We start from the raw sequence: 13,144 nt of genomic DNA on the forward strand, positions 1-13,144 counted from the left end.
ATGGCCTTAGATATCAGTGCATTTAGTCATGCGGCTAAGCTTGACGGCCGTCTTTCCTTAGTCGATACCCCCGAGGGTATACCGACGATTATAGTTGCCAAAGAAGGCTTTAAAGAAAAATTACTTAGCATGCTGAGCCATATTCCTTTACTCAAAAATACCCAAGCGGTCCAAGATTATGTCAATGGCTTGTCACTCGATAATAAGCAAGTGTTGGGCGTGTTCTTGCAGGCATTGGCGGTAAGATTTGGTCATGATATTGCACTGGATATGGTAGATGCTGTCGATTTGTCCGGTCATACTCCATTAACTCGGCGTACGATCGAGCAACTCACCGAACGGTGTGAAGCATTTATGCCGCTCCCTCCTTTAAACATATGCGAGACTAATGAAGATACGCTCAAAGTTCTTGCTTTACCTTCCCAGAGCGGGATTGAGTCCAAATCGTCGGAGAAGCAAACGCTCAGCCCATCAGTGCTTAAACCTTCAGCAGAACCTATATCCGTCGATAAAGACATCAGGGGAACGGCTTTCCATATTTTAAGCCAGCAGCTTATTACGCCACAGGATATTTTACACACACAGAATCAATGCCTTAAGCAGTTGTTAACTACACCAGTACCTCAAAAATTAACTATGCCGACCACTCAAACTTGGCTGGCGTCTTGGGTGTATTCAGAACCTGAACCCATTAAAACCTTACAACAAGCTATTAAAAATTATAATCAAGTACTTAGCGACACTCAGCTAGCGACATGTATACAGAACTTAAATCAGAGTCGAGATCCCTTGATTAGCAGCGATGAACTGACTGCAATGCGTGATCATGTCAAATTTAGGCTAGTGCAAATTAAGCAGGCTTTAACCCTAGTCGCTGAATTGAAAGCTAATTTGTCGGTGGAGCAGAGCAGTGTTCTGTCGCCGCTACTGGCCGAAGTCAATCTGGGATTATCACAATATGATGTGTTAACTGCGGCAATGCAGACATTTGAGCAAGCCTTATTAGCATCGACCCCGATGCGCCTAGCCTTATCTGAGTTTCATGCCCAGCTTCCCTATTCACTACAAAACAAACTGACAGCGGATACTTTAGTGAGTAGTTATCAACTGTTTTCCCCTTTAATGCAAAATGAATTCAGTCAGACAGAGAGAGTTGAATATATAGCGGCAAGCTTAGTTTCTATGCTCAATGAGGAGAACATTAGCGAAGTCTCAGGGCAAAAAAAAATAATGCCAGAGATCAAAAGCTTAGTATTACTTATTAACCAGTTTGTGCTAAACCCCATACAAGAACCTCTATCCATGAGTTCGTCATTTAAGACTCCATTTGAAGCGCAACAGGCTGAAGCCGAGCAACATCTAATCCAGCTAGAGCAAGCACAAACCTTACTGGCCGATTGCCTTACTCGGGCCAGTAATCTTAGCGAACAAGCGCTAATCGCTGTCGGCAAGCAAGTGAAAATCGAAGATCATTTAGCTGCAGTGAAACAGGCTGGAACCCAACTCAGTACTATATTGTATAAGGCTATCAACCCTTCTGGGGAAGAGGTCCATTTCGAAGATCTCACCGCAACATTACTGTATCTTGGCGGACAAGAATATGTCGAGAAAGGCAGTCGTTTACAGTTCGATGAGCCTGTTAACTTTGATGATCTCGACCTTGAGCAGACACTAAGAAATGAGCTCGATAGCTATACTTTAGCACCTCAAGTGGCAAGTTTAGCGCAGCAAGTTCTACAAACTCAGCATTATCTTAATTGGTTCGAGGGAGTGAGCTCCATCAGCTTTAGCCCAAATAATTCGCAAGATATTTCGTTGTTTGATGATGTTAACAACCTGCAACTAGTCTCACAGATTGAGCAAGATCAAGCTCGTTATCACAGTTTTCTGTCCGAACGTCTTGCCTTGTGTAATGATTATCACCGAGCCGTGACTGAGTTGCTGTCGGCTGTTCCCTCTGAGACGGTGCGCAATCAGCTAACCCAAGAGCTAGTGCAAATTAGTGCGGATCAAGATGCGACCCGAACTTTAGTTGAGCGACTCAATCGACTGCAGAGTGCACAAGATGTGCTAGTGATAGCGGGAAATAATGTCGCTAAATTGTCGGCGTTAACCCAGCAACTCGCGCAAGTTAGGAGGGAAACAAATGCTGAACGTGCCGAGGTCAATTTAAGTTATTTTCTTAGCCATCTTCCTGAATTACAAACTAATAATGAAAAAGTGCGCGCCTTAACTCAAGAGCAGCATCTTTTATCGGCTAAACTGGAAAAATTGACCGCACATTTACAGCAGTTATATGGTGAAGGGCTAGTACTCACTTTAGCCGAACCTGAGGCAAGTTCCCCTGAACTGCGAGCTTTTCACACTGTGACTCGCCAGTTAGCCGAAGTTAATCGCTCTATTGAAGATCTCGATGATGCCTACCAACATGGTTTGTTACAGCTGAAAAAGGCCACAATTGCAGCAAAAAATAATGGCGGCTATCCAGATCAAGGGGGGATGGCGAGTGGGCATGCATGGCAAAGTTGGTTAGTGCAAAAGTTTGTCGGCAATTGGTCTTCCCAATATCGTCCAAGTTTAGAAGAACTTATTTTATCTAGACAGCTGGCCAAAAATAACATGAGCAGTGTCGCGGAGGCTTATCTCGCTATAGCATCAAGTGTTAAAGCCTCGAAAGCTAGCGTAGCAAATGTGTCAGCTTTAACCTCGCCTCAATACATGATGGCTGCACTGGGCGACCTGCATAATTGGTCGATGGCACATCCGATCGAGGCACGTGAGCTCGCAGGCAATTTAACTCAAGCCTACAATATTATTTTGGCCAACCCAGGGACCTTTGGAATGGAACTGGTTAACACTGTCACCACAGTGTGGCAAACCGGGACGGTACAAAACCAAGTGCACGATATTCTGCAAGGCAAGAGAGAAGAGCTGCCGGATAAAACGAATTTCGCTATGACACCGCAAATGATTGCGTTATTACACATGGCACAGTTAGCGCCGTATATTGCGGGTGGGGCGAAAGGGGCTGCTAATACAGGCATAGGTGGGCCTTTAGTAAGCGGTGTATTTGGGATGATGTTTCCTGGCGCAGGGATGGCTACACCTGTCGTCGGCTTAGTTGGCGGCGTCCTGCAAACTTGGTCAGAACGTCAGCTTGCCAATAACATGCGTGCGTATCGTAGCAGTGAAGTTATGGTGAATGCTTTAATTAAAGGCATGCAGGCAGAAGGCGGGCTTAGTGCTCGTGGCGAGGCCATCGCTGGCTATATGCTACAGCGGCAGGCCCTGCAAGATGTTGGTACAGTCTCCCGTGATTGTTTTGAAGTCGGTAAAGTCGGTGCAGTTAAGCGTGCACTCACAGATATCGTTAATTGGTGGAAACATGCTTCAACGGGAGCCAAAGTCTTTGCTGTGGTGACGACACTTGTGGTTGCCTCTGTGGTATCGGCGGGAGCGATCGCGGCGGCATTGTTTACCTTAGGGACTGGTGGCGTCGGAATAGTGGCAGCTGTGGGGCTTGGATTGGGAGGATTAATGGCAGGCGCCTATTTTTCCAAGGCTGTGGTGTCGACATTGCAAGGGGCTAATTTTTTAGGCATGGCCGATACTGCCCGCGCGGCCGAGGCTGAAATGACAGAAAAACGAATCGAGCAAGCGTTCGCGCAATTGGCTCATACTCCCGTATCTCAAACTTCAATAATTAAGACAATTGCCCACAGCGTATCAGGCACCCCAGAAATCCCCAAATCGATGGCGGATGTATTGGGGCTTGAACAACACCAAGCCGCGCTAAAAGCACATTTACTGCCGCAATTAGTCGGCCTCGATAGTGATGCGCAGCAGGCGATCTTTATTCAAAGCATGCAACAATATGCTAATGATAAAAGTCACGAAATAGAAATTAATCAAGCAATAGACAGGGAGAAAACAGTCGAGCGGGCTATGAAATGGGTTGCTGAACTTGACATAGTACCAGCACAATTACAGCAATGTATGGAAGAAATCGATGCGGCCTTATTGATGGAGAACTCTTCTCGATAATCCATAGCGGTTGAATCGCTGTTGACTTAGTACTTGCGGGTATTCAGGTGTTCACCTGATACCCGCTTTTTATTGTCTGGGAGATGATAAGACCGAGAGTTAATGCTGGAGAAGCGATATGGATTTACTACTAATGCGCAACCTCGAACAATTTTTTCGGTTAGTGAATCGCTGGCCTGTGAAGCTTGAGGAACGCATTGAATGCCATTGGCCTCCACACGGAGTGTTACTCGAGTGCCATCAAGGACGATTATTGATGACGACTTGGTTGCTTAACACTCCCGCACGTGATCTCAAACCTTATTTATCACGTTGGCATCCAGAAGCTTTTGCGGGCAGAGTTCAGCGATTGTTCATCGTCAAAAACCGTTTAATGATCAGTTGCCTCTGTCCATCGACATACCAGGGTCATGATTGGTATCACTTGTACCTGCTGCAACAAAAATTCCTAAATCGTATGCTCATAGGAGGTCAATGATGAACCTCATCAGTCGTTGGTTAAGTAAAGCCGCAGGGCGTCACGATATCATCTTAAGTGCCATGTTAATGGTAGCTGTATTTATGATGATCTTGCCTCTACCGACACCTTTGATCGACGTATTAATTGCCTTAAACCTTGGCTTGTCGATAGTGTTATTGATGATCGCCATATACATCCGTGACCCTTTAGAGTTCTCAGTATTTCCATCCCTACTATTGATCACAACCTTATATCGTCTGGCACTTACTATCAGTACCAGTCGTTTAATTTTACTGCAGCATGATGCTGGAGATATTGTATACACCTTCGGTAACTTCGTGGTTGGCGGCAACTTAGCGGTCGGAATTATTATCTTTGCCATCATCACCATAGTGCAGTTTATCGTTATCACTAAGGGGTCTGAGCGGGTGGCGGAGGTGAGTGCACGTTTTTCCCTCGATGGCATGCCTGGTAAGCAAATGAGTATCGATGGCGACATGCGTGCTGGCATCATTGACGCTAAAGAGGCAAAGCGTCAACGGGCACAAGTTCAGAAAGAAAGTCAGCTTTATGGCGCGATGGACGGCGCGATGAAGTTTGTAAAAGGCGATGCCATAGCCAGTATTATTGTCATTTTAACTAATATCATTGGTGGTATCGCTGTCGGTGTCATGCAGCACAATATGTCGGCTGCCGAAGCATTAAATACCTATGCAGTCTTGTCTGTCGGGGATGGTTTGATAGCCCAAATACCTTCGTTACTGATTTCAGTCACTGCAGGCTTAATTGTGACCCGAGTTCCTGGAGAGCAGAGACAGAATTTAGCCAACGAATTAGTGATGCAAGTAGGGCGTCAACCTGCATCATTGCAAATGGCCGGGATAGTCATGTTCATCTTTGCTTTAATCCCTGGCTTCCCAATTTTAGTCTTCGGCACACTCGGTTCGGTCGTTTTAGGGGCTTCATTGTGGTTGAAGCGTCAGCAAAAACGAGCAAGTGCTCAAGGAGAGGAGAGCCATTTCACTGAAGCAGGCAAAAGTGACACGGCCAATGTCGACAATATGGCACCAGGGGCTGTACCACTGATTTTATATCTTGGAGCCGATGTGCCTATCCATGGGGTTAAAGAGGCACTGCAAAAACTACGTTGGCAATGGTTTGAACAATTGGGCGTGCCATTACCGGAAATCCAATTACAAATAGCGAAGAAAGGCAGCCTAGGTTGTTGTGATGTGCTCTTGTACCAAGAATCTGTATTGCAATTGCAGCTAGTACCACAGGAAGCCCTTTTGATTGACTCCATCGCAACGATTCCATGCCGTGTCGAGTCCATCCCTTTTAGTAATCAAAGATTGCATTGGATCAAAGGTAATGCGCTTGAACAGGCGGAAGCCCAAGGTTTAGCTGTTTGTCGTGATGAGCAAATTCCCGCTTATGTGATGGGTAAAGTGATCGACCGCTATGCAGGGGAGTTTATTGGTGTACAAGAAACCCGGTATTTAATGGATGCTATGGAGGCTCGCTACGGTGAGCTCGTCAAGGAACTTCAACGCCTCTTGTCAGTAGGAAAGGTCGCCGAGATCCTACAACGCTTAGTTGAAGAGGGGATTTCGGTGCGCGATTTACGAACTATTTTTGAAACCTTAGTCGAATGGGTGCCAAAGGAGAAAGACATCATCATGTTAACTGAGTATGTACGGATTGCGCTTCGCCGTCATATTCGCCGCAAGTTTGCTACCCCACAAGGTTGGATCGCTGTGCTCATGGTTGGAGAAGGAATTGAAAATGTGATCCGTGAATCGATACGACAATCGACTGCTGGCTCTTATTCGGCCTTGGACATGGCACAAACTCAGCAAATATTAACCTGCATTCAAGAACAGCTGCCACCGGAACAAACCTGTGTACTGTTGACCTCGCTCGATGTGCGTCGTTACCTGCGAAAAATCGTAGAACGCGAGTTATTTAGCACACCCGTTTTGTCGTTTCAGGAATTAGGCGACGATGCAGAAATAAAAGTCATAGGCCAAGTGGACTTAGTGGGTGAGGTACTCGATGCCGCACTGGCAAGCTAATGGAGGCGATAGATGAAATTACCCAGTAAAGAAACACTTTATGCACAACTCGAACCTAGTTTATTCGCCACTCAGAGTTTGTTGCCTGTTCCATCGGTTCGCTATTTCGGCAAAGTTCAAGAAGTGGGGGCCACACTCGTGCGTGCAACTTTGCCTGGTGCACATCAAGGAGAGCTTTGTCTCATTGGTAATCGCCTCAGTGCCGAAGTCGTTGCGGTAAAAGGCGATGAAGCCCTGTTATCGCCCTTCGACGTTACGGCGGGACTATGCAGTGGAGAATTAGTTGAAACCTTAGGCCATGGGCATCAAGTCCCCTTAGGTCAAGGCTTGCTTGGTCGAGTGGTCGATGGCCTTGGTGCTCCTATGGATGGCTATGGACTGACTGCAACGTCATTAAGGCCTAACCAAGGTTCTGCACCTAATCCATTATCACGACAACTTATTGATACTGTCATGCCCATGGGGATCCGCGCTATTGACAGCGCCCTCGCCTGTGGCATCGGCCAAAGGATTGGTATTTTTGCCGCAGCAGGAGGGGGAAAGAGTACCTTACTTGGCATGATCGCCGCGCACTGCCAAGCGGATGTGATTGTACTGACCTTAGTCGGCGAGCGTGGCCGTGAAGTCCGTGAGTTTATCGAATATAACCTCACGCCAGAGGCAAGAGCGCGCACTGTGATGGTGGTTGCTACATCGGATCGTCCTCCGCTTGAGCGAATGAAAGCCACACTAACGGCAACGACCATTGCTGAGTACTTTCGCGATCAAGGTAAGAATGTGCTGTTGATGGTGGATTCACTGACCCGATTTGCCCGCAGTGCGAGGGAAATTGCGTTGGCGGCTGGCGAGAGCCCAGTGTCTAGCGGTTATCCTCCAAGTGTCTTTGTCAATTTATCGGCCTTAGTCGAACGAGCTGGCCCCGCTGCCAAAGGTAGTATCACTGGCATATATACCGTACTGGTTGAAGGGGATGACATGAATGAACCTATCGCCGATGAAGTTCGTTCCTTACTTGATGGACACATAGTGCTATCACGTCGACTCGCTGGAGCGGGCCATTACCCTGCAATTGATATCAATGCCAGTGTCAGCAGGGTAATGGATCAGATTGTTAGCCCTGAGCAGCGGTGTAATGCCGCTAAGATGCGCCAGTTACTGGCATTGTATCAAGAGGTTCAATTACTCATCCGAGTGGGCGAATACGTGCAAGGTGAAGATCAAGAAACCGATGAAGCAGTGGCTCGCCATCAGGATATTCAGCAGTTTTTGTGTCAATCAGTCAATGAATTCAGTCCCTATGAAGAGACGCTACAAAAATTGAAATTATTGCTTTTAAGCCATTAATGGGAGGAACTCAATAATGAACCCATCCCAACTTACAGCGAAAGACGAGCAATTATTACAGCGATTACTCGTAATTCGTAGTGACAAAGAAGCTAAATTGCGCCGAGAGCTAGCCTTACATAGGCAAAAATTCAGGGAGCTACTTGACAGGCAAATCCTCATCAATCTCGAGCGGCAAGCGCAAACTAATCGGCTGCGTCTGCAGCAGATGCCAGAACAAATATTAACTCCAACTGAGCTAATCACTTTTAAATTGACCTTAATGAAAGAATACCAAAAAGAAAGGATATTAGCCGAAACTGCTGAGATGTTGGTAATAGAAAAAGAGCAGTTGGAGTCCACTATGGTGCATATGCAGCAGGCGATTCTTCAGTTAGTTAAATCCCAACAAAAACTGCAGGAGGTTGTCGATGAATAATCCTATGGCGATAGTGCGAACATCGAAAATATCTTTCCCCAGTGTCGAAGCCAGACAAGAGTCGGATCCAGAAATGCGTCGCTTGTTTAACCGTTATTTCTGCGGTCAACAGGAAGATGACAACACTATATCTACCAAAGATCGGCTTAACGCTAAGGCACTACTCAGCCGCGATGGTGGTGTGTACCGACAAGGAGCGGGCGAAGTAATCCGGCAAGGTGAGCAACTATGCTATCGCTTGCTCAATGGCCCTATGATGGGATTAGTGATCCAAGCCTGTTACCAACCACGAGGAATTCAATTGCAGTTGTTTCCTAAGACAGCGCGTCAATCGGAACTGCTCGCAAGACTCTTACCTCAACTCAGCGAGCAACTACAAGGGCGACGCTTTGCTATTCATTTAGATCTTATGCCAACCAACACAGCAGTGACGAGGTAGATGAATGAACATCAATAAACTGATCAATGCTAGCCAAGTTATAGGCCGTGGCCTAGCACAGCAAGCTTGCCAAATCGAACTGACGCGTATCGGGGGCGATGGAGTATTCTGGCAAAGACGCAATGCTCCATCAGGATCGGGTCTGTGGTGTTCTAAACAGGATTGGCAACTGTGGGTAACCGCAGTAACTGGCGTAACTTCCTCGACTGAGATTGCTTGTGATTTATTGCCCTGTGTTAGTGCGGCAGCATTTGATGTAGCGGGTGAATGGTTGGTCGATTGCCTTGAAGAAGTCCCTAAGCCATTTGGATTGGTGCCAGATATTTATCCCGTGCTAACGCTTCAAACTACGCAATTGGAACAAGGCGACGTGGAGAGTGCCGGTCAATTGGCTTGTGTCTTAGTTGATTGGCCGCAAGAGGACTGGCAGAGCCAAGTCGAGTCATGGTCAGCATTCTCAGGTAAAACGGTGGATGTTAGTTTGAGTTTAGTGGCCGGTTTTGTGCCCCAAATAACGCCTACACCTGACTTACCCGAAATAGGCGGGGGTTTATGGCTCGATGGTGATGTGCAAATCGAGCAGGGGGAAGCGCTGTTATGGGCGGATGGACCGTTGGCTAAGATCAAGTTCATCACCCCTATTGATGGTCCTCAAGCACAACTCGAAATTGTGTCTTTATTGCCTAAGATGGACGCTATTCAGCCCCCTTTGATCGCCGATATTGGTCGAGTGAGTCTGCCTCTGGCTAAGCTCGGCGCTATGATGACGGGTGACAAGTTAACGCTGGAGGTTACGCTGAATAATCAAGTGCGTTTAGGACGGTTCAGTCATCAGTACGGTCAAGAGCTGTACCAAACTCTGGCAAGTATTAATCTCCTGCGTGGAGAGTCGGGATTACTCGCACAAATCGAGGCTCTAGTATAAGGGGAATTGTGTTGCTTTTACGGATATGTCAGCGGTTTTTAGTTAGCTAAGGTCTTCACCTGATACAGGTCAATCACAAAGCGCGCCATGATGGAACCCTAGCCACAAAGGAGGTTTCCATGACCTTACTCGACCATCCAATCCAATTGATCATTATGTTGTTTTGCTTGTCACTGCTGCCGCTGTTCGCCGTGATGGGCACTTCATTCTTGAAATTGGCAATTGTGTTCTCTATGTTACGTAACGCATTAGGGATCCAGCAGATCCCACCCAATATGGCAATTTACGGCCTCGCATTAATTCTTACTCTGTTCACCATGGCACCCGTGGGGATGGCAATCAATGACAATCTAAATGCCACCCCTATAGTGTTCGATGCACCCAATGTATTTGAGCAAATCAACACTGAAGCCATAGCACCCTACCGCGCATTTCTCGAAAAAAATACCAGCAATACTCAGATTGAATTTTTCGCCAATATTGGCCATAAGGTCTGGCCCGAAAAATACCAGCAAGTGCTGACCAAAAACTCACTGTTAGTGATGGTGCCAGCCTTTACTATGAGTCAGCTCATAGAGGCATTTAAGATAGGTTTACTCATTTATCTTCCCTTTGTCGCAATTGACCTTATCGTTTCCAATATTTTACTGGCAATGGGCATGATGATGGTGTCCCCCATGACGATAGCCCTACCGTTCAAATTGTTGATTTTTATCTTGATGGGTGGATGGGAAAAACTGATCAGTCAACTAATGATGTCATTCTCATGAGTGAAACTATCATAGTACATTTCACCTCTGAACTACTGTGGATGGTGTTACTGCTGTCGCTACCTGTTGTTATCGTGGCCTCAGTTGTCGGAGTTTTGGTTAGCCTTATTCAAGCCCTGACCCAAATCCAAGATCAAACATTGCAGTTTCTGATCAAACTCATCGCCGTGTGCGTGACACTTGTGGTCTGTTATCACTGGATGGGTAGTTCACTGTTGAATTACGCCAGCATGGCTTTCGATCAAATTAGCCAAATGGGGGGGTAGTGATGACAACTCTGCTACCCAACCTATTAACAGCACAGCTTCCGGTGTTGGCACTCTGTATGATGCGCCCTTTAGGCATGATGCTGCTATTACCCTTATTTAAAGGGGGGGCAATGGGGAGCGCATTAATCCGTAATAGTCTGATTTTAATGTTTGCTTTACCTACTGTGCTGGCAATGGATGAAATGCAGCCGATACTGCAGCAGGCCGACACTTGGATGCTCATCAGCCTATTTGGCAAAGAAATTATTGTAGGCATGTTACTCGGTTTCTGTGCCGCCATTCCCTTTTGGGCCATAGATATGGCGGGATTTGTAATTGACACAATGCGGGGGGCATCCATGTCGACTGTACTTAACCCATTGATGGGACTACAATCATCGATTTATGGCATGCTGTTTACTCAAGTTCTTACCGTGCTGTTTTTAGTCTCGGGTGGTTTTAATTTTCTGCTAACTGCACTTTATCAGTCATATCAACAATTACCCCCAGGATTTAATTTAACGCTAAGCCAGCCCTTGATGGTGTTTATAGCCCATGAGTGGCAATTGATGTGCCAACTATGTCTCAGTTTTGCCATGCCCGCCATGGTGATTATGATCTTAGTCGACGTAGCCTTAGGGCTAGTAAACCGCTCGGCGCAGCAGTTAAACGTCTTCTTTTTGTCTATGCCCATTAAAAGCGCTTTGGTCTTACTGTTATTGATCTACAGCTTACAGTTTGCTTTGTTCCATTACCTGCAGACCATTTCTGGGGTAGAGCAGCACGTAGATATTTTGTTTGGACTCTTAGCAGGGCACTAGTGCCCCTGGTGGATATGACCTATGGCCGAGAAAACAGAAAAACCCACAGAAAAACGTTTACGAGAAGCGAGAAATCGCGGCCAGGTCATTAAAAGTGCTGAAATTGTCACAGGGTTACAGATGGCGATCATTCTCGGTTACTTTCTCTACGAAGGGCCTGCACTCGTCCAAGCCATTATGGCGTTAATCGACTTAACCATTCACGCCATCAATCTTCCCCTTGAAACTGCGGCCGAGCAAATCGTTGGTACCTTCGCCATGCTGGCATTACGTTTTTTAGGTGGGCTGACATTAGTACTCGTGTTTACCATAGTGGTGGGGAACTTAGTCCAAACAGGTCCCGTTTGGGCGGCTGAGTCTATAATGCCGAGCATGGATAAACTCAATGTCATGAATAATGCTAAGCAACTTATTTCACTGAAAAGTCTGTTTGAGCTCGCTAAAAATCTCGTTAAAGTCACAGTGCTGAGTTTAGTGTTTTACTATCTGCTCCATCGTTACGTTAACGCCTTTCAATACTTGCCTTTATGCGGAGAAGCCTGCGGTATCAGTGTGATTTCGACCATGATCACTTGGCTCTGGGGCAGCTTTTTAGGATGTTACTTAATATTTGGGCTCGCTGATTATGCATTTCAACGCTATAGCCTAATGAAAGAACTCAAAATGTCTAAAGATGACACCAAACAAGAATACAAAGATTCTGAAGGTAACCCCGAAATGAAACAAAAACGCCGCGAAACCCAGCGAGAAGTGGCGTCTGGTAGTCTTGCCAGTAACGTTCGCAAAGCCACAGTGGTTGTGCGTAATCCAACCCACATTGCCGTGTGTTTGTATTATAGTGAAGGTGAGACGCCGTTGCCTAAAGTGCTTGAAAAAGCCGAAGATCACATGGCCTTACACATAGTGGCATTAGCTGAGAAAGCTGGGGTGCCAATTGTCGAGAACATTCCATTGGCCCGCGCCTTATTTAAACACGTTGAGGCAGGAGACGTGATTCCAGAGAGCCTATTTGAACCCGTAGCAGAGCTTTTACGTCTAGTGATGACAATATCCTATGATAATATGGAGTAACAGGTCTTACTGTAATTAAATAGAATCCTTGATGATAATTGTCTCTTACGAATCCCATAATGAATCTATGAAATTCAAATAAGTAGCCACGCATAATATTGTTTGAAGTAATCAATTTTACCAAAATATTACTCTGAATTTGCACTAAGTTAGGTTTACGCACTCCGCTGAGAGATAGCACACTGCAAGTGTGGGGTGAAACTCCACGACGTTGATTTTTATTGAAAAAAATCAAATGAAGTCTGTATCTAGATTCGTTTTAATGGCTGAACTACCACAAGTGGCACAGTCATAGAATGTAGACAACAACAATTTATCACCTGACGATTTGGTATCGCACTAAATTGGCATGGCAGTCTAAGCACCACTCAATCGTGCTTTCCTTGTCAATTTCTACACAGATATTTGCAAATCTTTACCTGTTAACGACACTTCCTTCGTCTACTGTCTTTGGCTAACTCTATATACTGTTGGAACAATTTCAGTTCCTTAGCAAGATGAATGCTTGCTGTCTTTAGCATTGATGGAC

11 protein-coding genes are annotated in these 13,144 nt (G+C 46.0%); all 11 read left to right on the forward strand.

The window, feature by feature from the left end; translation table 11 throughout:
• The gene (locus GWI56_RS16750) at positions 1 to 4,044 is read left to right on the forward strand and encodes a type III secretion system effector BopA family protein (protein WP_198573554.1); all 4,044 of its coding nucleotides are present in this window, start codon (positions 1 to 3) and stop codon (positions 4,042 to 4,044) included.
• 118 nt (positions 4,045 to 4,162) lie between these two features.
• A complete protein-coding gene (locus tag GWI56_RS16755) occupies positions 4,163 to 4,522 on the forward strand; it encodes a type III secretion apparatus (RefSeq protein ID WP_198573555.1) in 360 nt (119 codons plus the stop codon).
• Positions 4,519 to 6,579, forward strand: coding sequence for an EscV/YscV/HrcV family type III secretion system export apparatus protein (locus GWI56_RS16760; protein ID WP_269319663.1), 2,061 nt, complete (start codon positions 4,519 to 4,521; stop codon positions 6,577 to 6,579). The genes GWI56_RS16755 and GWI56_RS16760 overlap by 4 nt, the downstream gene beginning before the upstream one ends.
• 12 nt (positions 6,580 to 6,591) lie before the next feature.
• A complete protein-coding gene (locus GWI56_RS16765) occupies positions 6,592 to 7,923 on the forward strand; it encodes an EscN/YscN/HrcN family type III secretion system ATPase (protein WP_012197156.1) in 1,332 nt (443 codons plus the stop codon).
• A gap of 16 nt (positions 7,924 to 7,939) precedes the next feature.
• The gene (locus GWI56_RS16770) at positions 7,940 to 8,341 is read left to right on the forward strand and encodes a hypothetical protein (RefSeq protein ID WP_173497243.1); all 402 of its coding nucleotides are present in this window, start codon (positions 7,940 to 7,942) and stop codon (positions 8,339 to 8,341) included.
• Entirely contained in the window at positions 8,334 to 8,780 is a 447-nt protein-coding gene (locus tag GWI56_RS16775; RefSeq protein WP_198573556.1) for a hypothetical protein, read from the forward strand. The genes GWI56_RS16770 and GWI56_RS16775 overlap by 8 nt, the downstream gene beginning before the upstream one ends.
• Positions 8,781 to 8,784: 4 nt before the next feature.
• Positions 8,785 to 9,705, forward strand: coding sequence for a hypothetical protein (locus tag GWI56_RS16780; RefSeq protein ID WP_198573557.1), 921 nt, complete (start codon positions 8,785 to 8,787; stop codon positions 9,703 to 9,705).
• A 119-nt stretch (positions 9,706 to 9,824) separates the two neighbouring features.
• Positions 9,825 to 10,475 (forward strand): type III secretion system export apparatus subunit SctR, encoded by a 651-nt coding sequence (gene sctR, locus GWI56_RS16785; protein ID WP_198573558.1) that lies wholly within the window; start codon positions 9,825 to 9,827, stop codon positions 10,473 to 10,475.
• The gene (gene sctS, locus GWI56_RS16790; RefSeq protein ID WP_012197161.1) at positions 10,472 to 10,741 is read left to right on the forward strand and encodes a type III secretion system export apparatus subunit SctS; all 270 of its coding nucleotides are present in this window, start codon (positions 10,472 to 10,474) and stop codon (positions 10,739 to 10,741) included. Before sctR ends, sctS begins: the two co-directional genes overlap by 4 nt.
• Before the next feature lie 2 nt (positions 10,742 to 10,743).
• On the forward strand, positions 10,744 to 11,544 hold the full coding sequence (gene sctT / locus GWI56_RS16795) for a type III secretion system export apparatus subunit SctT (protein WP_198573559.1): 801 nt from the start codon (positions 10,744 to 10,746) through the stop codon (positions 11,542 to 11,544).
• Between the two features lie 21 nt (positions 11,545 to 11,565).
• Positions 11,566 to 12,615, forward strand: a complete 1,050-nt coding sequence (locus GWI56_RS16800) for an EscU/YscU/HrcU family type III secretion system export apparatus switch protein (protein ID WP_198573560.1) — start codon at positions 11,566 to 11,568, stop codon at positions 12,613 to 12,615.
• Positions 12,616 to 13,144 lie beyond the last annotated feature (529 nt).

Origin of the sequence: Shewanella sp. DW31 (assembly GCF_015767295.1) — a bacterium.
Lineage (GTDB): Bacteria > Pseudomonadota > Gammaproteobacteria > Enterobacterales > Shewanellaceae > Shewanella > Shewanella oncorhynchi.